General features: G+C 42.8%; 15 protein-coding genes and 3 pseudogenes. 7 read left to right on the top strand and 11 right to left on the bottom strand.

What is annotated here, in order from left to right; genetic code table 11:
- Positions 1–6: 6 nt before the first annotated feature.
- Positions 7–525, bottom strand: a complete 519-nt coding sequence (gene syd / locus J5O05_RS16590; protein WP_208843014.1) for a SecY-interacting protein — start codon at positions 523–525, stop codon at positions 7–9.
- Between the two features lie 59 nt (positions 526–584).
- Here syd and queF point away from each other — a divergent pair, with 59 nt between their 5' ends.
- Positions 585–1,430, top strand: a complete 846-nt coding sequence (gene queF / locus J5O05_RS16585) for an NADPH-dependent 7-cyano-7-deazaguanine reductase QueF (protein WP_208843013.1) — start codon at positions 585–587, stop codon at positions 1,428–1,430.
- Positions 1,431–1,486: 56 nt separating this feature from the next.
- Here queF and J5O05_RS16580 read toward each other — a convergent pair whose 3' ends face one another.
- The 4 genes from J5O05_RS16580 to J5O05_RS16565 form a co-directional block, all read right to left on the bottom strand.
- Positions 1,487–2,350 (bottom strand): peptidylprolyl isomerase, encoded by an 864-nt coding sequence (locus J5O05_RS16580; protein WP_244369694.1) that lies wholly within the window; start codon positions 2,348–2,350, stop codon positions 1,487–1,489.
- A gap of 65 nt (positions 2,351–2,415) precedes the next feature.
- A complete protein-coding gene (locus tag J5O05_RS16575; protein WP_208843012.1) occupies positions 2,416–6,111 on the bottom strand; it encodes a translocation/assembly module TamB domain-containing protein in 3,696 nt (1,231 codons plus the stop codon).
- Positions 6,112–6,113: 2 nt separating this feature from the next.
- A complete protein-coding gene (locus J5O05_RS16570; protein WP_208843011.1) occupies positions 6,114–7,658 on the bottom strand; it encodes an autotransporter assembly complex protein TamA in 1,545 nt (514 codons plus the stop codon).
- Entirely contained in the window at positions 7,600–7,914 is a 315-nt protein-coding gene (locus J5O05_RS16565) for a hypothetical protein (RefSeq protein WP_208843010.1), read from the bottom strand. The genes J5O05_RS16570 and J5O05_RS16565 overlap by 59 nt, the downstream gene beginning before the upstream one ends.
- A gap of 66 nt (positions 7,915–7,980) precedes the next feature.
- On the opposite strand from J5O05_RS16565, the gene J5O05_RS16560 reads away from it, so the two are divergent.
- Entirely contained in the window at positions 7,981–8,307 is a 327-nt protein-coding gene (locus J5O05_RS16560) for a ribonuclease E inhibitor RraB (RefSeq protein ID WP_208843009.1), read from the top strand.
- On the opposite strand, the gene radD is transcribed toward J5O05_RS16560, so the two are convergent.
- The 3 genes and pseudogenes from radD to pyrC form a co-directional block, all read right to left on the bottom strand.
- Entirely contained in the window at positions 8,304–10,046 is a 1,743-nt protein-coding gene (gene radD, locus J5O05_RS16555; RefSeq protein WP_208843008.1) for a DNA repair helicase RadD, read from the bottom strand. The genes J5O05_RS16560 and radD overlap by 4 nt on opposite strands.
- A 59-nt stretch (positions 10,047–10,105) precedes the next feature.
- Positions 10,106–10,413, bottom strand: a pseudogene (locus J5O05_RS16550) (H-NS histone family protein).
- A 338-nt stretch (positions 10,414–10,751) separates the two neighbouring features.
- The gene (gene pyrC, locus J5O05_RS16545; RefSeq protein ID WP_208844557.1) at positions 10,752–11,792 is read right to left on the bottom strand and encodes a dihydroorotase; all 1,041 of its coding nucleotides are present in this window, start codon (positions 11,790–11,792) and stop codon (positions 10,752–10,754) included.
- Positions 11,793–11,978: 186 nt separating this feature from the next.
- Here pyrC and J5O05_RS16540 point away from each other — a divergent pair, with 186 nt between their 5' ends.
- Positions 11,979–14,417 carry a bifunctional diguanylate cyclase/phosphodiesterase gene (locus J5O05_RS16540; protein WP_208843007.1) on the top strand — a complete coding sequence of 813 codons (2,439 nt, stop codon included), beginning with the start codon at positions 11,979–11,981 and terminating at the stop codon, positions 14,415–14,417.
- Positions 14,418–14,491: 74 nt separating this feature from the next.
- On the opposite strand, the gene metE is transcribed toward J5O05_RS16540, so the two are convergent.
- The gene (metE, locus tag J5O05_RS16535) at positions 14,492–16,804 is read right to left on the bottom strand and encodes a 5-methyltetrahydropteroyltriglutamate--homocysteine S-methyltransferase (protein ID WP_208843006.1); all 2,313 of its coding nucleotides are present in this window, start codon (positions 16,802–16,804) and stop codon (positions 14,492–14,494) included.
- A gap of 290 nt (positions 16,805–17,094) precedes the next feature.
- On the opposite strand from metE, the pseudogene J5O05_RS16530 reads away from it, so the two are divergent.
- The 3 genes and pseudogenes from J5O05_RS16530 (at position 17,095) to J5O05_RS16520 (ending at position 19,316) form a co-directional block, all read left to right on the top strand.
- Positions 17,095–17,983: pseudogene (locus tag J5O05_RS16530) on the top strand (LysR substrate-binding domain-containing protein).
- 52 nt (positions 17,984–18,035) lie between these two features.
- Entirely contained in the window at positions 18,036–18,800 is a 765-nt protein-coding gene (locus J5O05_RS16525; RefSeq protein ID WP_208843005.1) for an ElyC/SanA/YdcF family protein, read from the top strand.
- Between the two features lie 147 nt (positions 18,801–18,947).
- Positions 18,948–19,316 (top strand): hypothetical protein, encoded by a 369-nt coding sequence (locus J5O05_RS16520; protein WP_208843004.1) that lies wholly within the window; start codon positions 18,948–18,950, stop codon positions 19,314–19,316.
- 125 nt (positions 19,317–19,441) lie between these two features.
- Here the strand turns inward: J5O05_RS16520 and J5O05_RS16515 are convergent.
- A pseudogene (locus J5O05_RS16515) lies at positions 19,442–22,622 on the bottom strand (amidohydrolase family protein).
- Between the two features lie 91 nt (positions 22,623–22,713).
- Positions 22,714–23,553: a M90 family metallopeptidase gene (locus J5O05_RS16510; protein ID WP_208844556.1), complete on the bottom strand. Its 840-nt coding sequence runs from the start codon at positions 23,551–23,553 to the stop codon at positions 22,714–22,716.
- A 149-nt stretch (positions 23,554–23,702) separates the two neighbouring features.
- Between J5O05_RS16510 and J5O05_RS16505 the strand changes: the two genes are divergently transcribed.
- Positions 23,703–26,033 (top strand): DEAD/DEAH box helicase, encoded by a 2,331-nt coding sequence (locus J5O05_RS16505; RefSeq protein ID WP_208843003.1) that lies wholly within the window; start codon positions 23,703–23,705, stop codon positions 26,031–26,033.
- The last annotated feature ends 37 nt before the right edge of the window (positions 26,034–26,070 follow it).

Genomic DNA, 26,070 nt, shown 5'->3' with positions numbered 1-26,070 from the left:
CCAGCGTTATATAATAGAAAGCTGCTCTACAAAAGCTTCTAGACTGCTTGCTAGTATATGATGTGGTTTTTTACCAAGTTGTTCTAGACACACATTTCCCGTTGCCAGCTCTACGGTAATGAGCACATCGTCTTGCTCCGTTAAACCGATAAACACTGTCTCAGGCTGTTTTAAACGTCGCTTCATCAATACATGTCCCGTGATATTTTCTTGCAAACGTTCAAAATCGTCTTTCGACCATGGTTGAATTAACTCGATGCCATGACCTTCGAATGTTGCTTGGATATTAGGTGCAAAAAACTCGCTGTAAAATTGATGCAGTGCAATAGGGAATTGCACTTCTAATGCCTTAGCCAAAGCGTTTAGAGACTCACCTTCACGTGCGACAGGTAGCCATGCTATCTGCTCATCGTCGAGAAGGCCCCCGATTTCGCAAGGACTCGGCCAAGCATCATCATGAAAAGTCGTTGGGTGTAGTTGATTAAATTGGTTTAAAGTTTGTTGCAATAACAAAGTCTCAGACATGCTGTGAACACCAGTATAAATTGTTATAATTGCGTCATTGTAACGAGATTAAATTGAACATGACAGACTACAGCAACGCACCAGAACTAAAAGCCTCCGTTTTAGGCAAAACGACGAAATACGCAGACCAGTACGACGCCTCATTGTTGCACCCTATTGCAAGAAAGCTAAATCGCGATCAAATCAACGTAAGTGATGACGCATTGCCATTTAAAGGTGAAGACATTTGGACAGGCTATGAACTTTCTTGGTTAAATGCAAAAGGAAAACCCGAAGTAGCTGTTGCGACATTTGCCTTTGCGTGTACGAGTCCTTACATCATTGAATCCAAGTCATTTAAGTTATATCTAAACAGTTTCAATCAAACACGCTTTGACTCTTTTGATGTCGTAAAAGAGACGCTTACACGTGATTTATCTGGTGCATCAAATTCAAATGTTATAGTAAATCTCTTCAAAGCTGATGACTTTAACTGTCTCCCCTTTAGTGCTTTGCCTGGGGAGTGTATTGATGACCTTGATATTGAAGTTGAAACCTATTCCCCTTCCACTGCGCTATTAAAAAGCAAGAGTGACGATGTCGTTACTGAAACGCTATATAGCCACTTGCTTAAGTCAAACTGTCTGATCACTTCTCAACCCGATTGGGCCAGTATCATAATCCGTTATACTGGACGAGAAATTTGTCGAGAGGGCTTACTAAAATACCTGATTTCGTTTAGAAGTCATAACGAGTTTCATGAGCAATGTGTGGAGCGCATTTTTTGTGATTTACAAAATGCCTTTGCTTTTGACAATTTAGAAGTATGTGCTCGATACACGCGTCGTGGTGGATTAGATATCAACCCGTTTCGCTCAACAGACAGTGCAACGACTACACTGAACGTTCGCACTAATCGCCAATAATTTGCATCAATGTTGCGAGCAGTGTGTTTGTTGCTCGCAACTTTGACTTGACGGCTTTATTCTTTTTCTAAGCGTTTAGTTGGTATTGCGACGGAACAAACGTCCGTAAAATCAGGTCGAGCTAGAAACCACGCCTCAGGGCGATGTGCTCTTGCTTTAATTAACGCACTAAACTCGTCAGACTCTGTGTTCATCACCTGAAATTTGGTCTGCTCCGAGGCTACCACATCGTTCAAAACAACCACGTCGGTGATTAGGTTAAACACTTTGCCCTCTGCCGCTTCTCGGTCCAATTTTTGAACATGCTCCATGCCCGCTAACACACGTCCAAAAACCGTGATATTCAAATCAAGATATCGTTGAGGTGCTAGAGTAATATAAAATTCCGTACCGCCCGTATCAGGACCATCGCCACGGGCCATTGCAAATGCACCTGTACAATGTGTCTGCCAAGTTTTCGTTCCTTGCGCATTTTGTGCAACAGCAAAACCATGATAGAAACCAGTGCTTGCTGCATAGCCATCTTGGTAACCGAGTTTATTGATTAAAAGCGGCTGTTTGGTGGATAACGCAAACTCGGCGGGAATGGCTTTTTTACCTAGTTTTGGCGTTTTGGTTTCCAAGGCATCGCCACCTTGCGCTACGAAGCCTTCAACAAATCGATAAACACTCAGTCCCTTATAAAAGCCTTCTCGTGCGAGCGCTTTGATATTGTCTACATGACCCGGCGCCAGCTCTGGGTTTAACTCCACATAAACATGACCTGTAGGCAAAGTGATACGAAGTACATTTTCATTGGCGACCGTGCGCCATGCGCTTGGTGGCGCTTTTTGAATAATTTCATGTGGAGACAAATTACAGTACCCTTGTTGAGAGCACACTAACATCGCAGCCGCCACGATTGATTTCAATCCATTCATTTTATTACCTTTCTTGTTCTTACTTTGTGGTTATCTTTGGACTTTTGTTGTGAGCCAGACCCATTCTATTCCCAATCAAAACGGTACAGTAGGTCGATACTGTTGTATAAACCGCTCGTAATTTCAACATACAATTTGGACATAATCTGGTAGCGAACGGCGATTTCACTCAACGAATCAAACACCCCTACACTGTACCTTACCTGCACACTTGGCGTTAGAAAACCTGTCAACTCAACTTGTGTATCGACGCCTGATCCTTTAGTGCCGACATTTACATCTTGTAAACCAACCCCGCTTCCCACTTTTTGTAATAAGCCCTCACTCCGGCCGAGTCCTTGACTTATCAACAAGTTTGCGAGTAACACGCTTTTATCCGCATCATCACCACCTAATGGTCTTCCATTTAATAGGTAGGATAACGCCTGCGCTTGGTCCATTGCTGGCTCCGAATACACGGTTAATACAGGTTCTGTCGCAAGACCTGTTAGCTGTACTCCAGCAATAACACCATCTTGGGTTGTTTGTGGATTACGAATCGCATTTACGTGTAAGAAAGGTTTATCTAATGCACCACTAAAGCCAACTTGACCTTTACTGATAATTAAGTCTTGTCCAAACGCTCGAAATTGACCTTGTACTAAAGACAGTTCACCACTCCCCACTAATGGTGTATCGTTTTGCTTGTTGATCAATAGATTACCATTTAGATAGCTTTTAAGGCCGAAAGAATCGATTTTTACATCATCCACGACCGACACCTGCAGTGAGATATCGTACTTTACCGGTAACGATTCAGTTTCCAATTCAGCTTCATCTACAAACACTTGATCCGAGGAAACAGCAATTGCATCTTCTGGTAACGACTTGATGGCAATGCGTCCATACGGAACGGTGACTTTACCCTTTAACGTCGCTTGATCTCCGGCCCAATCTAGGTGGACATCGGTATCAACTTTAAACTCAACACCTTCTTGTGGACGCAGCCAGAACGACTTACCGTTGATATGCATGGCTAGGTTTAAAGCGTCTTGCCAATTTACATCACCGTCTAGGTTGAGTGTTCCTGCATCTAGGTCTTTAAGTGCACCATGTAATTTCATGGTTTGCCCATTGAGCGTAATGACAAGCTCTGAGTCACTGAGTTTTACAGGACTTCGTTCATTTTGTGCAGCAAGACCTGTGACACGCAAATCGCCAAAGATCTGTGGAGACTCAATCTCTCCCTGTACTTTTAGATCACCTGATAAATCACCTTGTAATTTAAATTCACGATTGAGTAGCTGAGTAAGCATTGGGTCTAGGTAGCCTAAATTAATGCGGTTAAGTGCAAGCTCCGCATTAAGCGATGGTTTGGTTTGGCCAAGCTGCGTTTCAATATTTGCGAAAATACGACCTAAAGGACTCAACGTATTTTGCAGTTGGACATTTATCTTCGCGCCTCTGCCTTTTACATCTAAATCAATCGTACCTAAATCAACCGCATTTAAAATACCTTCTTGTGACACCAAGACCGTTGTTTTCTCACTCGTTAAATTAGCGAACAATGACGTTTCTTGATTGCCTTTCGCCTGGAAACTTGCCTTGCCCGATAAATGCCCCAGTATATCAATATCCTTAGGCATGAAGTCCTTAACGATGGCTAAATTGATGTTATCCAACTTCACATTTGCATTAAATAACTGCGCGGCACTATCGCGCTTCGAATCTAAGCAGAACATATCTTTACCTGATTTAAAGCACATAGGTGATACGGTAAAATCCCCTTCTTTTGCAACAATCAGATCTGCCGTTTCGCTTTGAATAAAATCGTGTCCATTTAGTTTTAAGGCCGATTGACTCAGCGTGGCATGCCATCGATTTGACGCATAAGTACCTGCAATATTTGACTGAATATCACCCAACTCTGTTTGGACATTGATACTAATATTCTGTTCTTTCAACGTACCTAACGCATTGGCCGTGATTGAATCAATTTTAATGTCTTGGACTAACCCGTTATGCGTTTCGAATCGCACATTCAGTGCTTCTTTGCCTTTCTCATTAAAATCAACAAAGGCTATAACATCATTAAGCTCAAAATCAGGTGATGAAATCTGTGCAAAGGTCGCATCTAGAAAAAGGCGTGGCAGAACGCGTGTACCATTCACGTTTAGCGACCCTTTCCCTTTCAACGTGTAAGGTAAAGAGGACGTAGGGCTTAAATCGATGTCCCAATCGCCTTTGATCTCTAATTTATCAGCCACTCGGCCTGACAAGGACACTTCGCTTTGCCCAAACTTTGCATTTAAAGAGCGAATATTAACGTCGTAGTTTTCATTTACCGACGCACTCAGTTTCGCGTCCAGAGGCAACCCTTCCACATTACCTTCTGCCGAGAAGTCTTTGACATCAATAGAATAGCCTTTATCAGAGTTATTAAGTTGAAACTCGAATTTTCCTGATAAATCAGTCTGATAAGGTACAAATTTAGCAACTTTAAGGTTTTGCCATTGTATACCGCCCTCAAGACTTAGGCTTTTCTCGAATCCCAAGTTAAAGTCAGCTTTTGCATTCACGAAATCACTTTCAATCAGTGTGGCGGCTGATGAAAACTGAGTAAGTGAACCTGAAAAAGTCGTTTGTAAAGACAACTCACCAAGCTTTTCGTGCATGGCTGACAAACTTGCATTTCCTTGATAGCCGTCAACTTGGCCTGCCAGTTCAACGGTTCCCGTTAGCGCACTCACCTCTGGCAATGTGATAAAAGGCAGATCCTGCCAAGTACCAACGTTTAGCTTCGCTTGAAATGGCCAATTGTCTTCAAGCGGGTTTACACGGGCAAGCAGCATTCCCTCATGGATTGTCTCGCTTGTTAAAGACAGATTGACGGCGTTCCAAGGACCCTTAAGTTCTGCTGTAAGGGTGTGATCATATCCTTTTATCTGTGCATGGAAATCCACCTCAGATAATGAACCAGATCCGCTAATCGAAATTGAACCATCATCAATACTCAACGAGGTATTTTTAACACTCGCAACATGGTCCGTAAGTGCAATATTGGCCATGAAAGAACGTATTATGAGCGGAGCAGCTTCACTATTTTCACTTTTCGATGTGACGCGGATCTGCTCAACAGATGCTGCGTTCAAGAAAACATCAAACGCAATGGGCAGCGACGCAGGAAGCGCTAATTTAGGCACTTTTGTGAGCCTAGTTTGTTCAGGCTCGTCGGCGTTTTTATTTTGCTGTAGCGCAATGTCTGCAATGTTGATGTGCTTAATATTTACTTCTGATGGCTTTATACTTGCTTCAAACTCGGTGTGCTTGATCTGCAAATGGTTGTTTTGGTCTTCATAATTGAACTTATCCACCAAAACATTCAAGTCGATAAAAACATTTGGCAGTGTAATGAGCGATACCGATCCGTTTTCGCTATTTTCACTTGATTTAACTGCTCGGTTATTGTGAGTCTTAACACTACCTTGACCTAACGTAGCTCGGATTTTCCAGTTAACTATTCCACGAGGCGTGAGATCGATAGCAAGATCCGTAAGTTCCAGGTCTACGTCTTCGCTGTGATAGGAAAGTGTAAAAGGTTCATCGTCATAGAAACGGTGTTCTAATTGAGAAATGGTAACGCCAGATATGGTGTGATTGACGACCCAAACTATTGCTTTGTTGCCAGGAATTGTAAAAACAACACAAAATACGATTGTCGCCAGTGCAACGAGACTATACCCAAATAAAGTAAATAGCTTTCTTAACTGCCTATTTTTCATAGTTATATTTCAGGCCCTAAAACAATGCTAATCCGTGGACTGCTTCTATCACTATTAAGTGGCCATGCTAAATCGAATCGAACAGGGCCTATTGGCGTTAAATAACGTACACCAAATCCTGCACCAACGGACACTTCTTCACTAAAATCATTCGTTGCAGTCCCTGCATCCACAAAAAGCGCTGCTCGCCATTTTTCTGCGAATTGATATTGGTACTCCATTGCCCCCGTCACCATGTAGCGACCACCTGTTTTAACGTCGTCTTCAGTGGGCGATATGGTTTGATAATCGAATCCGCGAATACTTTGATCGCCCCCTGCGTAAAAACGCAAAGAATATGGAATATCCGTAATGTCTGGGCTAATAATGGCCCCTAAATCAATTCGGCTATAAAGGTAGTGTCGTTCATAGCTGCGCAGCCACGCATTCTTCCATTGCACTCGGAACATGTTACTGGAGGAGGCCAATTTTTGACTCGCGCCTTCAATTGCAACCAATCGCTCTTCGCCCCACGTAGGTAACGTGCCACCACGTTTTTGCTTCTTAGCCCAGCTAATGCCAGGAATTGTCATGTGCGTCGTTCGAGAAAGACCTTCCAAACGATAGTTTTCTTTTTCGCGACGAACAAACGCGGTTCTGACCCAATTAGATGAAGTCAACCACTGACGTTGTAGCTGGACCGTAAGAACCTCACTGAAATTGTCTTCAACAAGCTCATCTTCTAGTTTATAACCGGTGTTAATACGCCACACATCAGCTACAGGGTCATCCACTGGTATTGTATAACTAGCCGTAACATCCCGTTGTTTTTGAGAAACAGACAAATTGGTATCAACATAATGTCCGTCATCTGAGATCCACGGTTTACTCCACTTGAATCGTATTTTTGCACCAAGGTCAGTACTGAATCCTCCCCCGATTTCATAGCTATTAGCAGGCTTATCGACGACTTCTACTTGAACATCAATTTTGCCATTTTTACGATTGTTTAAAAGCGGGTATACCCTGACGGAAGTAAAATAAGGTGTTTGATTAAGTGCCAAGCTGTATTGCGACAACTTAGCGGAAAGGTAAGGTTGCCCTATGGAAAAAGGCGCTAGACTCAAGACAAACGTTTCCGCTTGAGTAGACTTCGAGACGATAACTTGCCCAAATTGATAACGTTCGCCAGTCTCCACGTGCAAAACCGCTGAAGCCTTTGCTTCCTTTTTTGAGACTCGCAACTGACTTTTAACCCATCTAAAATCAAAAAAGCCCATTTCAAGCAAGGCATCTTCTATTTGTTTTTTACTTGCATCAAACGTTTGATGGGATACCGCTTCGCCCTGTTTTAAAGGCAGGCTCTCAAGTAGCTTATTCAACAAGGGATCCTGTTTGCCTGCACCTGAAAGGGTTATCGATACTTTGCTCCAATCGAGCTGCTTATTCGGAGACACTTGCACTATCAAAGCCGTACCTTCATTTGCCCACTGTAATTGCACATCCGGTTCATAATAACCAAACACACTTAACGCGAGACTCAGCTTGAGAGATGACATAATCAGCATTAATTTGCTCAATCCCTTTGTTTAAAAGCGGGTTGAGATACATGCGAATGTTTTTAGCGATTGGGTCAGGAAGGTTTGGTACTTCGATGGATTTTAGACTGACAACTTCATTTGCACGCAAAGGAGATACAAAAACGACGCACAGTAGCGAAAGCAAAATGAAAAACGAGCGCAAAAGTTCATTCCGTTGAGTGGGTTTTGTGCATACTAACATATTTAAAATTAACGCCACATAGACGTATAACTTAAATTTCAAGCTTACCCTTTTTATTTATCTGTAAATCACGGACAATAGCGGCAATTCGAACACAGAGTTATACAAATGCAATATCCTAATGACGAAAATGGTCAGTTACTCGCCGAAATGGCTGAAGCTGGCATTGATTTGACGACACTTTTACCAGTCGATTTCTTTATCTTATTCGAGCAGAAGCCAAGCGCTGAGTCGTTTATTAAAGCAATGAATGAAGATGAACTGGCACCAAAAATGGAATTGCAAAAATGCCCAGATACAGGCGTTTGGGAAGTTAAAACAACCGTAACAATGGTACCTGAACATCAACTGCTTAGCCAAACAGAACAATACTTGGAAAGTATTGCCGATCAACACGACGGCTATGGCGATGGTTGGGGAATTCTTGCCGACTAAAGCGAGTTGGCGGTTCTAAAACGACCTTGGTAGTCAAACAGCTTATCTGTCACCTGCCAACCAAAACGTTTGTGTTTATGTGCAATCACAAAATCCGGAGCGGTAAGTAGCCGCTCTGCTGCAATTACGTCAGCTACGCTTGCCAGGGCATTATTTGGGGTTTTAGTGTTTAAACGCTTTAAATAATCAAACTGAAATGCCAACTTGCTCGCCGGCTTGGTAAAATCATAACGCTCAGTGAGTTCAGCGCCTTCCTCATCATGATAAATTACTTTAAACCGCTGGCAGCTTTCTTTTTCGATTGAAATACCCTGACAACGTAGCACCATCGCATTTTTCAAATTCAATGCTTCGCGCAATTTGTCATCAGGATCCACCAATACCAACGAACATTGGTGGCAACGCTTTGCGGCAATGTCATTTTCTGCACCACAACCATTACACGTTTTGAATCGAAATCGGAAATCACACTGCTGTGAGGTTTCATCATCTTCGAGCAATCCTTGGCAACGACGTCCAAAATGTTCCGTTACTTTACCGTCAGCGCCCACCCTACCCCAGAAGGTGTTTGCAAATCCACAGCCAGGACAGAGCACTTGTACAGGTTCGGTGTCTGGAGCAGGCTTAGGTGACCCAACTTCAGGGTAAAAAAGGTTAAATCGATTCCCAGCATAGTCAATCAATAAACAATCCTGTTTATCTGGAAATAAGCGAAGTCCCCTCCCCGCAATTTGTTGGTATAGGCTTATAGATTCTGTCGGTCGTAAAATAGCAATAACGTCCACATGTGGCGCGTCAAATCCGGTTGTTAAAACAGAAACATTGACCAAATATTTAATTTTTTGCGCTTTAAATGCATCGATGAAACTTGCTCTTTCAGTCTTAGCGGTCTCTCCCGTGATAAGCGCCGTTTTCTCGCTAGGTAGATAACCCGTAATTTCTTTAGCGTGTTCTACTGTTGCTGCAAATATCATTACTCCTCGCCGCGTTTCGCTTAATTGGACAATATCCTGAACAATTGAAAATGTGGCTCGTGTTTGCTGATTCAATAAACGATTCAACTCAACATCACTATAACTGCCTTGAGGACTTGGTTGAATTGATGAAAAATCATAATGTTCTATCGCGGGGTTAATGGTTTCTGGTGGGCACAAATAGCCCGACTTGATCATATAGTTGAGCGGTAATTCAAATATACATTTATTAAATACCGCATTTTTTTCACCACGCACAAACCCATGGTAATGCTCGTGGTAAATCCAACCTGTGCCCAGACGATACGGGGTTGCAGTTAGTCCCAAAATCTTCAAATTTGCGTTGTTTTTTTGCAGTTGCTTGATCACTTGCCAATACTGACTTGTGTCATTTTCACTAATGCGGTGACATTCATCTACTATAATTAGTGAATAATATTCGTTTAATTGCGCTAGATTACGCGCCAAAGATTGAATACTTGCAAATGTTACTTGTTCCGATAATGACTTTTTGCCAAGTCCTGCTGAAAATATACTGGCTTTTAATCCGAAACTTTCGTATTTGTCTGCATTTTGTTCAACAAGCTCTTTGACGTGAGCGAGTACTAGGATTTTATGTTTCGCGAGTCTTGCGAGTTCTGCGATAACAAGACTTTTCCCAGCCCCAGTTGGCAACACGATGACGGCAGGATTTGAGGTCTTACGAAAATGTTGAAGGGTTCGTTCAACCGCTTCCTGTTGATAAGGACGAAGAGAATACTGCATAAACAAAAATAAAAAAACGCATGCTAATTAGATTAGCATGCGTTTTTTTAAAACTTAAATTAAATTAGATGTTCTTCTAATTTTACACCTTGGAAAGCTTTAGGTGTTTTGCCACGTCCAGTCCACTCATGAACTTGACCGTCAATTTCAATACGGTATTTAGGTTCAACTTTTGAACGTTTGTCTTGAGCGACTGAAGTTCCACTAGGTCATCTAACGTTAGTCCTTTTTCTTTTAACATTGCCAAAACTTCCTCTTTGGCTTTTTCTTGTTCGCGTTGTGAGTCAATAGCTTCACTGATCAACTCTAAAGCTTTATTTAAATCTGCGAAACTTGCTGATTTGATAAAGGATTTAATTTCACGCATTTGCATCTCTCTTTGTTAAAAACAGGACCTTATATAGGCACTAGTAAAATACTCTACTAAATATAAATAAAAATCCGTTTATACGCAAATTATTTAAGGAAAATGATAAATTAATAGGAGACAATTTAAAAAATGAATGTATTTCATATTTCTTGATTGTCAAAGTGAGGATACTGTATTCCTAAAAAACGTAAGATTTCCGTAGGGAATATTACCGCGTTAAAGTCGCATTCATTGAAAAAATGTGATTATTGTTTCCATACAAAATGTGACGTGAAACAGAATTCAAATACCATTCCGAATTATATAAAAATAAAGCACCCGAAGGTGCTTTTATTCTATTTTACCGTCCAATGTATTTGGTCACCGGCTTTAATCGGAACGACATTGCTGTCCCCCAGAGGATAAGACTCTGGTACGTCCCAGCTCTCACGTTCCAACGTGATAAAATCTGAATTTCTTGGCAAACCGTAAAAATCCGGACCAAAGAAACTAGCAAACCCTTCTAGTTTGTCTAACGCGTTTGCATCCTCAAACGCTTCAGCATACAGCTCAATGGCCGCGTGAGCGGTATAAGCACCTGCACAACCACAGGCCGCTTCTTTCTTATCTTTAGCATGTGGAGCCGAATCGGTACCCAAGAAAAACTTTTTATTACCGCTTGTCGCCGCTGCAATAAGCGCTTGCTGATGAAGATTGCGTTTCAATATCGGTAAACAATAAAAATGTGGGCGAATGCCACCAGCCAACATATGGTTGCGATTGTACAACAAATGGTGTGCCGTAATTGTAGCCGCCACATTCTCTGACGCAGCTTCGACAAACTCGACGGCATCTTTTGTGGTAATGTGTTCTAATACAATCTTTAAATTAGGGAATGCATTAACTACTTTTGCTAATTTCGTTTCCAAAAACACTTTTTCTCTGTCAAAAATGTCTATGCTGGAATCCGTTACTTCGCCATGCACCAAAAGTAGCATGCCTACTTCTTGCATCGCTTCCAGAACAGGATAAATGTTCTCAATATCAGTAACTCCAGAATCTGAATTGGTCGTTGCACCAGCTGGATACAATTTTGCGGCGACAATATGTCCAGTTGCTTTCGCTTTTTTTATTTCTTCTGGAGATGTTTTGTCCGTTAGATAAAGTACCATAAGAGGTTCAAATGAACCGGTTTCTCTCGCGGCTATAATACGTTCACGATACGCCAACGCCGTAGCAGTATCTGTTGCTGGAGGGACAAGATTGGGCATGATAATCGCACGGCCCATGTAACGACCTGCATCTCGTACTGTGTCTTTTAACACCGCGCCATCGCGCAAGTGAATATGCCAATCGTCCGGTCTGGTAATCGTAATTCGCTCTGTTTTATTCGTCATTGCCTTTTTCCAACGGTGAGTTTGCACGATCATAGGCAGTTGCTACTAAGGTGTAAAGCCCAACACGGGGAAATGACAACGCTGGCATGAAATTTACACATTTTTTTACGCGGAAAACTCGAGATTATTTGTCATTTTAGTGACAAGTAAGTTAACTTATCGTCTCACTCTTTCTTCGGTGTTGTTATGTTTTCTGAAAAAAAAATAAAACTAGAATCGAAAACGGAACAGCTTGCTATCATCAATCAGTTTTCATCGAGTTTATTGCACATCACGCAACTGGATGAACTCTTTGATTACGTTACACGCGAAGTCGTTAGCAAACTCGGTTTCGTAGACTGCGTTATTTATTTGACCGACAAATCGAGCTCAATGTTGCAGGAAGTCGCGTCGATGGGCGTTGGATATACCATGCCAAGCGACACATCGATGCATTTAAGCGATAACGACGCGACACGTGCACTAAGCGACACGCCCTACCAAATTGAAGTGACCCAAATTCCTATTTCTGAAGGAATAACAGGTTTTGTTGCAACCAGCCAACAACCGTTTGTCAGCGGTGATGTGTCACAAGAAGCCCGCTACGTCGCAGATTCTCGTCCGGCACTATCGGAACTATGTGTCCCTTTAGTTTACGAATCAGAAACCTTAGGTGTCATCGACTGCGAACACCCTGAGCGAGATTACTTTACCGAAGCACACATTCAAATTTTATCAACCGTTGCACACTTACTTAGCGCAAAAATCTACCAACTACGTACTTTTGCAAACCTTCAAGCAACGGTAAAGCAGCTAAACGAAGCGCAATTAATAGAACAGTCACTATTGAAAATTGCCAACGTTACCTACGGCTCGCGTAAGCTCGACCAATTCTATGATGATATTTATCAAGTAATCAGCGCGTTGCTGCCTGCCGATAATTTTTTTATTGGACTTTATGACACCACTCAAGATGCCTTAGAAATCGATTTTCTTGTCGAAGCCGGCATCAAATGTGATGCACATCATCGAGTGTCTAAAGACCAACTAAAAAACACAGCATCATATTATTTGTTAACAAAGGGGCAATCCCTGCTATGTAGCGAGTCACAATTTCATGCACACATAGAAGCTGGTGATTTTACCCTTGTTGGACGAGCACCCAAGTCGTGGCTTGGCGTCCCTTTTCAAGTCAATGATAATGTCAAAGGCGTGATCGTTATACAGAGTTATCACAGTGAATCGACCTATGACGAACACCATCAAAGCATTCTGACCTACATCAGCCGACAAGTCGCGATGGCAATTGACCGTCAACTCTCTAGGCGAGCTTTGGAACATCGAGCATTGCACGATGAACTCACGGGGCTTGCCAATCGTTATCTACTAATAGAACACATGAAACACGCTATTTTGTGTCTTGACAGGAAAGCGTCTGAGCAACTTCATGCATTACTTTATCTGGACTTTGACCGCTTTAAGAGTATCAATGACTCTTTGGGTCATGATGTCGGCGATCGTTTTTTAGTCGCGATATGTGGCTTAATTAAGTCGTGCATTCGTAAAACAGATACCTTTGCGCGCCTTGGTGGTGATGAATTTGCGATTTTTATGGAAAACGTTAACAGTAAACAGCAAGTGGCCATCGCGATTGAACGGATAATATTGGCGCTTTCTAAACCAATACAAATTGATAGTCACGTTTTACAAGCTTCCGCAAGCATTGGCGTTGCGTTTACAAATAATGTCGATGACAAAGCCCTCGAGTTACTGCAACAAGCTGATGCAGCAATGTACGAAGCAAAAAGCAGTGGTCGAGGCCAAATTCGTTACTTCAATAACGCCATGCGGAAGAAGCTAAAACGCCAAGCAGACATTGAAAATGACCTTCAAACAGGCATTAAAAATCAAGAGTTTGAATTATATTACCAACCAATTTTCAGCCTCAACAATCCTAAAGTGATCAGTTTTGAAGCGCTCGTGCGTTGGCATCATCCAAGAAATGGTCTTGTGTCACCGATGGAATTTATTCCTGTGGCAGAACAAACCGGTCAGATCATGGAACTTGATTTGCATCTGTTACGCCTTGCCGCTAAGCAGCTTTACGCTTGGCAATGTGAAGGCATGCTGACTCGAGTAACGGTAAATGTGTCATCTCGCCACTTTGCGAGTCTCGACTTTGTGAAATATATTCACCAACTTTACGAAGATTACGACTTGAAGATGGGCAGCCTGAGTTTAGAGATCACAGAGTCTGGCCTGATTGAAAACCTGAGTTTAGCCACTAAGATTATCAAAGGTCTAGAACCTATGGGGGTGAAGCTTTACCTCGACGATTTTGGTACAGGTTATTCAGCGCTTGGTTATCTACATCAGTTACCAATCCATGTCATTAAGATTGATAAGAGTTTTGTCGACCAATTAACCAATCGGGCAAATCCTTTGGTCGACGCGATTCTATCGCTTGCACGATCACTTGATTTAGACGTTGTTGCGGAAGGTATCGAAAATCCGAAGCAGTGGGCGTTGTTAAAACGTAAAGGCTGCCAATTTGGTCAAGGTTACCTAGTCTCTAAACCTCTGCCAAAAGAAGAAGCGTATCGTTTTTATCAAGAATACGAACATCAAGAAGAAGCACACCTCTAACTGTTTTTTCACGTTTGTTTGCTATCACGTTCGTTTCTTTTTGTCACACTGCGCTAATTGGCGCAGTGTGAGTGTTAAACGATTCCTTTTTGCGCTTTACTCACGAGGCTTAACACTGAGGCTCCTCGCGCAATGCCTTCAGCTGCGCTTACCATATTTCTGAGTGCTTCGCGGGTTTCGTGCCAGGCTCTCGTTTTTAAACCGCAATCCGGGTTAACCCATAAACGTTCTACCGGTATTTTCTGAGCCGCTTTGTTCATAAGTGATTTAATCCATTCAACCTCTGGAATATTGGGAGAATGAATGTCATAGACACCAGGGCCAATGTCGTTTGGATAGTCAAATGATTCAAACGCACTAAGCAACTCCATATTTGAACGAGATGTCTCTATAGTAATCACATCAGCGTCCATGTCAGCAATCGCTTCTATAATGTCATTAAATTCCGCATAGCACATATGGGTATGGATTTGAGTTTGGTCTTTAACCCCACTCGCACTGACTCTGAAGGCATATGCAGCCCAGTCTAAATAATGTGACCATTGCTTTCTTTTTAGTGGCATACCTTCTCGAAATGCGGGTTCATCAATTTGGATAATATCAATACCTGCCTTTTCCAAATCCAAAACTTCGTCTCTTATCGCCAAACCAATTTGCTTCGCTATCGTAGCTTTATCTAAGTCATCTCGAACAAATGACCAGAATAAAATGGTCACAGGTCCTGTCAGCATGCCTTTCATTTTTTTAGCGGTAAGCGACTGAGCGTAGGTTGTCCAACCAATCGTCATTGGATTTGGTCTCGACACATCTCCCCAAATAATTGGCGGTTTTACACATCGTGACCCATAGCTTTGCACCCAACCAAACTGTGTAAATGCAAAGCCATCAAGTTGTTCGCCGAAATATTCAACCATATCGTTACGCTCAGCTTCACCATGAACTAAAACGTCAATATCAAGCGCCTCCTGTTCTTCTACAACATAACGGATCTCCGCTTCCATTTGTATTCGATATTCACTCTCATCCAATCGACCAGCTTTAAGATCTCGACGAGCCTGTCGTATCGCCAACGTTTGAGGAAAAGAGCCGATTGTAGTGGTTGGCAATAGTGGTAAACGTAAATGCATCTTTTGTTTGACGATACGTTGCTCGAATGGCGATAAACGTCTTCCGTCGTCAACCGTCAACGCCGCCACTCTTGCCTGCACATCGACATTATTGACTGCATTCGACGTTGCTCTCGCTTTGACCGGTGATGAATACGCCTTGAGAGCGGTTTTGTCCTCAGATAAAAGTGCCTCTTTTAATAACGCAAGTTCTTGCCCTTTTTGTTTCGCGAAGGCGAGCCAAGACTTTATGTCCTCACTCAGTGTCTCTTCTTGATCTAGGTCGACAGGCGAATGGAGTAAAGAACACGATGGCGCTATCCACAGATTGTCGCCTCTCTTTCTTGCGACTTCAGCTACTTGCTCATAGACCTCTTCTAAATCGGCACGCCATACATTGCGTCCATTTATCACACCAAGCGATAGTACCTGATCTTCACGAATGAGCGCGTGCAGCTCATTAGCGTCTACGTCACTGTTTACAAGGTCAAAATGCACACCTTGAACAGGGTACGATCTGATGTCTTCAAAATACGCGGACACGCTATCAAAATACGTTGCGAGCAGAAGTTTTATATTCACCTCACTCAATGCATTAAAACTGTTTTTCAATGCCTGCCGATATTCCTCACTAAGCTCTAGCGCTAAAATCGGCTCATCAATTTGCACCCACTCGACGCCTTGTTCAGTAAGCTTGGATAAAACCGATTGGTAAGTGACGAGAATAGCGTCTAAATGTTTTAGCTTATCAAACTCAGTGTTAGCGCATTTTGCAAGATACAAAAAGGTCACTGGTCCTAGAAGTACAGGCTTGACTTGATACCCTTGCGCTTGGGCTTCCCGAACATGTTCAAATAGCTCTGTCCAAGCATTTGAGAAACGTTGATGTTCCTCCAATTCAGGCACAATATAGTGGTAATTTGTGTTAAACCATTTCGTCATTTCACTTGCTGTACAAGCACATCCCGAAGGAGCTCGACCTCGCCCAATCCTAAACAACGTGTCGATATCCACATCTTTGGTTTCCTGTCTATGACGCTTTGGAATTACATCTAGCATTAACGCTGTATTCAATACATGGTCATACCATGCAAAATCACCTACAGGTAACAGCTCTATGCCGCTGTGTGCTTGCAACGCCCAATTCTCTTTACGGATTTCGTACCCTTTTGCCAACAACGCTTGCTGAGAGAGTTTTCCTTCCCAATACGCCTCAATTGCAAACTTCAACTCTCTTCGTTTACCGATACGAGGAAAGCCCAAATTGTGAATCAATGCCATGTCACGCTCCTTTTTAGATGTTTAGACGTCTAAAAAATAAGGCTATCGGTTGAATTCAACAATTGATGCTTTCTCAGTAACAACTTGAAGAAAACTAATTTGGGTAAATTACAAAAAAATTAAAATATTTAATGACAACGCTGTCATTATTGGTGTTATAGTAGAAATGTGAAAACAAGGTAAATTTACCCTCTTTTTTTAGACGTCTAGACATTGAAACGTAAGTTTTAAGCGCGTAGACTGTGTTTAACCTGAGCTGAGTTTCACTATTTTTATGAGATTTATTAAAGATGATTGATGTAAAGCACCTAAAGACAATTTCAACACTCAAAGAAACGGGTTCTTTGGTTAATACCGCGCGTGAATTGTACTTAACGCAATCCGCCCTCTCTCATCAAATAAAGGATCTCGAAAATAAGTTGGACTGCCAACTGTTCGAACGGAAAACACAGCCAGTTCGATTTACGCCTCAGGGTATGCTTTTACTTGAGTTGGCGAATGAAATTTTGCCAAAGATAGAAGCAACCAAATGTCGCTTGAAAGAAAGTCTCAATCAGCCAATCTCTCAATTGAGATTGAGTGTTGAATGCCACGCCTGTTTCCACTGGTTATTGCCAACCATTCGTGAATTCAATAATTTTTGGCCTGATATTAAAGTCGATTATGAGCGAGGCTTTAGCTATGACGCCATACCAGAGCCTCATGAACGATGAACTTGATTTAGTTTTAACCTCAGACATGCGCGAACCAGAGCATCTAGAATATGCTCATTTATTTGATTTCAAACTCAAATTGATCGTAGCGCCTGACCACGAGTTAGCGAAGAAAGCGTATGTTACGGCCTTGGACTTGAAAGATGAGACCATTATCTCATACCCTATCCCAAGAGAGCGCCAAGATATTTTTAAGCATTTCATTCAAAATGCGCGTTTTGATGGAACGTTGAAAACGGTTGACCAAGGCTTACTTATATTCCAATTAGTCAGTGCAGGTATGGGCGTTGCAGCTTTACCAGACTGGTTAGTAACCCCCTATGAAAGCCAAGGGTTAATAAAATCCATTCCTCTTGGCGCTTTGGGCCTTTCTCGTCCTATGTATCTTGCAATGAAAAAATCAATGAAAGATAACCCTGTTTATCGTCATTTTTTAACCACTTGCAAACAAACCAATAGCAGATAAAGGCTCAAAACGTTAGACTCTGCAATCAAAGGATACCTGTAACTAGACGTCTATGTTTGAATTAAAGAAAATCATTGGCAGCTTGCTTATGCCGCTGCCTTTTATACTCATTGCCCTGTTCATATTGCTGATGTTGAGCAACAAAACGCGAAAAGTGCTATGGTCTATGTCACTCTTATGCGTTATATCACTTTGGTTGATTAGCTCACCTTGGTTTGCCCAATTTATCGTTGCACCGCTTGAAGGACAATATGTTGCTTTCAACAACAAAAAGCACCCTGAGATCGATCAAATCGTCGTCCTTGGATGTGATGTCCGTTCAAATCCTAGAGTACCGCCAAATAGCCAAATGGGTGGTTGTGCATTAAGTCGAATCGTTGAAGGTATCCGCATCTTAAATCTTTATCCAGATGCCAAGCTGATAGTCAGTGGTGCAGGTATTGGAAAAGTGACAAACAGCAGCTTGATGACCAAGGTTGCAGTATCAATGGGTGTATCAAAATCACGTATTTCGCAAAACCCTTTGGCCAAAGACACAGCCGAAGAAGCAAAACTATTAGCGCCTAAACTCGTTGACCGCCATGTTGTACTCGTGACAAGCGTAAGTCATATGAAAAGAGCACAAGACTTATTTGCTAAACAAGGCGTAGAAACTATCCCTGCCCCGACAGAATTCGCCAGCCTATCCATGTGGGCTGACTACAAATTGTTCATCGCCAATGCGGAAGTGCTGAAGATTGTCACCACGCACATTCATGAGTGGGTAGGACTTGCATGGCTCGAAATTGTTCGCTTTGTAGATCCTGAAGCGATGTAATATTGTGTAAAACTCGACGTTTTACGAACCATTTTCTACGCTAATTGAGTAATATTACGCAAAAAATTGAAAATTGGTGTAAAACTAGGTATAAATAGTGTTTATTCTCAATCCCGCGATTTCGCGTACAGAAGACTAGGAACTAGCATGAGTAAACTAGACAAAACTGAAGTGTTGAGCGCTTTTGAAGCGGCTTATGAAGCAAAAAACGGCAAAAAGCCAGATATCGTTGCTAAGTCAGGCTGGTTCAGTGTTGATGGTGGCAAAAATATTCGTTTAGCTGAAGTAGCTGCTCTTACTGAAGAATTAACTTCTGGTTCAGCACCTGCTGCAGAAAAGAAAGCTGCCCCTGCTAAGAAAACGAAAACAACGAAAAAAGCAGAAGCTAAGTCAGCTAAAAAAGGTTCGTTTACCGTAATTAAAGCAAACGAAGATGGCGATAAAGCTGAAGAGTTATGGATTGCTATCCTTGCTCGTAAAGACCACGATTGTCGTTTGCCACGTGGTGTTGTATAAGAGAGTAATCTCATAAAAAAAGCCGCTTTAATAGCGGTTTTTTTTATGCCTGAACGACGTGTTATGAAAGAATAGCGTGTTTTCAACCACCCTATTCTTTCATTTAAGTCCTCAAACTAACTGACTTATTGCGCCTCGAAATACAATTTTTCGCGCGCTTGTTTGCCGATCTCATTCATTGTAGCGGCATCAAACAAGCGTCCATTTAGCATGGTGTACTCGACTTTGTCCGTATCTCGAATATTGGCCAGTGGATCGCCATCAATAACAACCAAGTCAGCCAGCTTTCCAACTTCAAGCGACCCAATATGCTTATCAAGTCCAATATATTTTGCAGGGTCAATTGTCGCTGCTCGGATTGCTTCAAGTGGTGTCATACCGCCTTGTGCGAACATCCAGATTTCCCAATGTGCCGCAAGCCCTTCACGCTGACCATGTGCACCTAAATTCACTGTTACACCTAAATCTTGGAGCTCAGCCGCGATGCGCGCACTGTTAAAGTGATTGTAGTGATGTTCAGGCGCTTTAACTCGACGCATAGATCTTGGCAACAACTGGTTTTTTGGCACAAATTTACTTAAGCGCGGATGATTCCAAACATCCGTTTTGTCGTACCAATAGTTTTCACCCCAAATGCCGCCATAAGCGACGCCAAGCGTTGGTGTATAACCCACATCTGATTGAGACCACAACTGACGAATATCATCGTAAATTTTTGCCGGTGGAATAGAATGTTCAATCCCCGTATGACCATCAACAATCATAGTTAGATTGTGCTGAAGAAGAGAACCTCCTTCTGGCACAACCATCATGCCAAGTTCGCGGCCCGCCTCAACAATTTGCTGGCGTTGGTCACGACGCGGCTGATTGTACGATTTAACGCTAAATGCACCGACTTTTTGTAAACGTTCAATATGGAACTTCGCGTCCTCAAGCGAATCGACTTGAGAAGTATACCCTGCCAAATTCGCGCCATACAAAATGGTCCCTGTCGAGAAAATTCGAGGCCCAACAATCGTCCCTGATTTTTGCATTTCGCTTGCCGTAAAGACTTCACTCGTGTCGTTCGAAGGATCATGTATGGTGGTCACACCAAGCGCTAGTCCAGCCAAGTTTTTCCAATTTTGCTCAGGAATGATTTCATCGCTGCCTTGATCGCCGTGTGCATGCGCATCAACAATACCCGGCATGATTGTTTTACCCTTAACATCAATGACTTTGGCGTCTTTTGGTATGTTAACTTCAGTCACACTTCCAACCGCCTTGATGTGCTTACCATCGGTTAAAATGACACCTTGTTCGATGACTTCCTTGCCGTTCATCGTGATGATTTTCGCACCGACCAACGCAATCATTCCCTTGGGTTCATCCATCTTCTGCTTGAACCCAATGTTTGTCCCATTTGCCACTTTAAAGTCGGTTTTTTCGTCCGCTTTAATATCAAAGATATTTTTCAAATCAGCATGATAAAGTTCCGGCCCTAACGTCCAGTAGAGTTTATTCGATGAAGAAGTCCAGCTCAGGCTCTCACCCGCTCGAACAGACAGTTGCTCGACAGGAATTTGCTTATCATCAGGACCAATTTCAATGGGACTACCGCGCTCAACCATTGGCGTCACAAAGACTTTAAATCGTTCTGCAAATGCAAGGTACTTACCATCTGGAGAAACCCTAAATTCCGTTGCATGTTTAGATTTGTAAAGCGTATGTGTTGTTTTCTCTTTTAAATCAACCACGTTTAATTGCGGCGTTGGCGCGCTGTCCATCAAGTATAATTTATCATTGCTTGCGCCAAATTGAGGCTGAACGCCCTCTTTTGCGACAAGGGTAGATTCCCCTCCTTTGATAGACACTTGATAAATCCCTTCATGCAATGACCAATCTTTTGGCAAAATTGAAGAGCCTCGCACCTTGCGATAGACCACGCTATTGCCATCTGGGCTAAAAGTGGTTTCAACGTATTTACCTGGTTCTTGGGTCAACACGGTGCTTTTGCCACCTTTTGCAGAGATAACGCGAACTGCTCCTTGGTTTTTATCATCCCAAGTTGCATAGACAATCTTCTTACCATCACGAGAAAACTGTGGGAACAATTCAAAATGTTCGCTTTGCTTAGTCAACCGCTTTGCTTTCCCAGATTTTAAGTCACGTACATATAAGTAGCCCAACGCTTCAAACACCGCTGTTTTACCATCTGGCGCGATTTGTACGTTGCGCAGCATTTTTACATCGAAATCTGCAGTATCGATATTTTGAGCAAATCGCAATGCTTTTTGTACTTTCTTTGTCGTTTCAACATTAAACTCGATGGTATCGACCTTCTTATCTGCAACATTTAAGGAGTGGATCTTGCCAGCTGCCCAAAATACAAGCTTTTTATTATCCTGACTCCATGCAATTGTCGGGTAGACGCCGTGAATTGCCCAGGTTTCTTGCATGTCGCGGTCGAGCTTGTCATAAAGTTTGGTTTCTTTACCCGAATGCAGATCATACAAATACAATGTGGATTGGAAATCATCACGCTTTATGTAAACCAGCGATTTTCCATCCGGTGATGGTGTCGGTCTGATGGCACCACCAGGGCCTGATATTATCGTTTCCATTTCTCCCGTTTCTCGGTCAAGGCGCTTAATTTTGTAAATACCAGCCGTAGAGTCTTTTGAATAGTGGAAAGTTTTCCCAGGTGTATCGTCTTGTGAGAAATAGACATAACGTCCATCAGGTGAAAATGCGGGACTCACCTAAGTCCTTTTGATCATTCGGTCGTTTTGTGAGTTGAACACCACTGCCACCTGACTTGTGGTACATCCAAACTTCGCCAGCTCCTAACGAGCGCGTCGCCGTATAATGTTTACGTGCGACAATAAATTCACCATCTGGGCTCCACGATGGGCTATTCAAAAGACGGAAAGTTTCCTTTGTGACGGGGCGTTGATTTGAACCATCTACATCCATTATCCAGATATTATCGCCACCCCCTTGATCTGAGGTAAACGCGATGGTTTTGCCATCTGGGCTAAATCTAGGCTGCATTTGCCAACCAATGTCTGAGGTCAATAAAGTCGCCTTGCCACCGCTGACTGGCATACTATAAATATCACCTAGTAAATCAAACGCGATTGTTTTGCCATCTGGACTTAAATCCACGTTCATCCACGTTCCTTGGCTCACGTTGATTTTCGCGTCGTGGAAATCACCTTTTGGCGAGTCAACTTGCCACTTCTGCGTGTCCTCTTGTGCGTAGCTAAAAGAACTGAGCGCTAGGGCAATACTCGTTGCAACAACGGTATGCAGCATTTTTTTCATTATTCTTACCTTTCAAGTGTGCTTTTCCATATAAAAGCAAATTAGACGAAGAATAACTAGAGAAATGCTACGGATACCCGTTTAACAGGGTCTAAAAGGTTGGTGTAGGATGCCAGTTTTCTGGGTCGAAGCGGAAATATTCAACCATAAGGTGATAAAGTTCAGGCTCTTCATGCTTAAATTGCCTTGGTTTCTCTATAAACGTTTCTGTAGCAACAGCGAAAAATTCCGCTTCATTCGTCGCGCCATACGGGTGGAAAGTATGTGGCATATGATACGCAATCTGTGTTTTCAAACGTTGATAAGCACGTGTAAACACCGTTCCCCAGCGCCCGTAAGTAATGCTTTTTGGTAAAAGAGGCGTACCATTCGTCTGTCCCGTCTGCTGATCTAGTTGGTGTGCAAACTCGTGAAAAACCAAGTTGTGACCGTCTTGCGGAAGGCGATTGCCTTCAAGCACATCATGCCAACTTAGAACGAGCGTTCCACCCGGCCAAGATTCGCCTTGTCGAATGGTAGTGTGATAACTCACTAAACCGGCACCATCTCGACTACTTTCAGGAACGTAGTAGCTGCTTGGATAAAGCAAAACTTCCTTAACATTTGGGTATAAAGGCCATGACTGATTTATCACAAGTAAACACGCATCAGCGGCCACAATTAACCCCATCGGACGGTTAACTGTCAAACCATCCTTACCTAATATCCGCTTCTCACCTAGAAACCATACGATATGTGATTCCAATCGAGATTGCTCTTCATTGGAAAGTTGACGATAAATGGGCATATATCGCCGCAGTATTTCTTTATCTTGGGCTGACAGACTATGTTGTTGATATTTACGTTGCCAAAAGTAACGTTGAATGTCGTTAATTCGCCAATATGCGACGACAAATAGAATTAATAAGAAGATCAGAATGACATTGACCATGATTAAACTCTCGCTGTGTTCAATTTCTACATCCAGCCAAGAGTGCACTTTTTCGCCAAGGCCATGATATTGTCATTAATGGTTATCCTTTTCTTGGTTTTCAAGGATTCTTTGTTAGGATCAGCGAAAAAGAATTATATAGTCTGAAAATGCCGTTACCCATAGACCCATTAAAAGCCCCTTTTTTAAACGCGCTTGAGCAAGGCAACGTAGTCGTCAGCGCTGCGACAGGTTCAGGTAAATCAACTCGTTTGCCAATTTGGGCCGCAGCATCGGGTTCAGTCCTTGTTGTCCAACCTCGCCGTATTGCCTGTACCGCATTGGCTGAATATTTAGCAGAGCAATCGGGGGCACCTTTGGGCCATCACATTGGCTATGCCATTCGATTTGAGCAGGCGATAGAGGAAAACTGCAATGTTGTTTTTGCCACGCCCGGTGTTGCATTACGTTGGTATTTCGAAAATAGGCTAGAGAAATATACAACGGTTATTCTCGACGAGTTTCATGAGCGCCGCTGGGACATGGACCTGCTTCTCGCTATATTACAAAAACGTGCTCAGCACCGCCTTGTATTAACCTCAGCGACCTTACAAGGTGAGTTGTTCGCCCAGAAACTCAACGCAACCCTGCTAAATTCTGACGGTTCTCTCTTCCCTGTTGAGGAACACTTTATCGCAAGCGACATGCGTGCAATGCCAACTAAAGAGCATTTAGCTGAGCGAGTAAAACAGGCTTGTGAAATTGCACTTGAAGACACAACTGGCGATATCTTGGTGTTTTTGCCTGGAAAAGGTGAAATCCAGTTCATTAAAACGGCACTTTCATCACTTAACATCGAGGTGATCCCACTGTTCAGTGGCTGTGATAAGCGGTTCCAAGAAAATGCCCTCAAAGTCCAAACTCATCGACGAATAATACTCGCGACCAATGTTGCGGAAACCTCTCTCACCATCCCCAACGTCACGTGTGTGGTTGACAGTGGTCTTGAACGACGAACCCATCTTCGACAAGGGCGCACCGTTTTAGGGCTGGAATCTATTGCCAGAGATTCTGCAAAACAGCGAAAAGGCCGAGCAGGCCGAACCCAATCTGGATTGTGTATTCGGCTTTACGGGCAACATGCGCCACTCATCGAAAAAACGCCGCCCGAAATCCATCGTGAATCTCTCACTGAATTAGTACTCGCGGCGGCATGCTTGGATGACGGAGTTGATGGTTTACCGTTTTTCGAGCCTTTACCCGAAAGCGCTAAGCAACTCGCAGTAAATACATTACAAAATTTAGGCGCTATCGATTCGAGTTCTGGTCAGGCAACTGAACTTGGCAAAAGTCTCTATCCTCTTCCTTTAGACGTAGAGCTTGGGCAGCTTATCATATCCATGCCCTCTTCAACGCTCAGACAAGCCGTTATTGACTTAGTGTCTGTCATTGCAGTTCCAGCAACCGTGTATAGCTTACCGACTAGTGTTGATGCATTAGACGCTTTGAATAAACAGTTTCCAGACGCTTGCGATATAACCATATCTATTGCGGTACTACGTGGGCTTATCCCTGACATGGCTGTTGACGCGGAAGCCCTTAAAGAAGCGAGGCAATATAGTGAAATGCTCAGAGCACACTTCTTATTGCCAGAGCTTGCGAAAGCGTCTAGTTACGATAAAAGTGCATTATTACATGCCATTATTCAGGCCCAACCTGAACGATTATTCATTAAACGAAATAACCGCCGAGACACTTTTGCCAACGGTAAGATTGAAATCAGTTTAGCAAAGCAATCTTACGCGCAATCCACTGCGCAAAGTCTTCTCGTCATGAGCACATTTACGCTTGCAGGCCGAGGCACAAAAAACGCCGTCACCTTGGCGACAATTGCCAGTCCCATTGTTTTGAATCGCGTTTCTGAATTAATTCCTACTCAAGAATCGATAGTCAGTGTTCAATTCATCGACTGTCAGTTAAGCGTTACCATTGAAAAACGTTATGCCGATGTTGTGCTTACGCAATATCAACGCTCTCCTTCGACTGAAGAATTTCCCAGTGTTTTAGCTAAAGCCATTGAACAGCAAATGCTTATGCCCAGTCTCTTTGAACAAGTAAAGATGGCCATCCGCTATCATCAAATTTCAAATCAATTGAAAAAAGATCTGAGCCAAGTACCTGAACCTATCGATTACTTAACTCAACAAGTCATTAAGTTAGGTATAGAGTCTTTCGACGACCTTGAACTCGTCACCGAAGCGGATTTTCAATACGATGGCATCGAAGCTTGGGAAATAGAATCCCTAAAAGACAAGTTCCCGCTTAAGTTAGTGCTTGCAAACCAGAACCTAAATGTTCGCTATGCTCTACAAGGCAAAAAGGTGACGATTGAATATGAAAGCGGTAGCAGAAAGGAAGCCCCGAAACGATGGGAACTCCCCGCATGGAGCGGCTTAGCGATTACTTATCAACGGGCAAGCAAAGTCGTTCCAATCAAATAGCGATTACTTACCCTATACCTATAAAAAAGCCTCGTTC

The sequence above is a fragment of the Pseudoalteromonas xiamenensis genome, assembly GCF_017638925.1.
Lineage (GTDB): Bacteria > Pseudomonadota > Gammaproteobacteria > Enterobacterales > Alteromonadaceae > Pseudoalteromonas > Pseudoalteromonas xiamenensis.
Note: the sequence above shows the minus strand (reverse complement) of the source record. Positions and strands in the feature narration are given on the sequence as shown.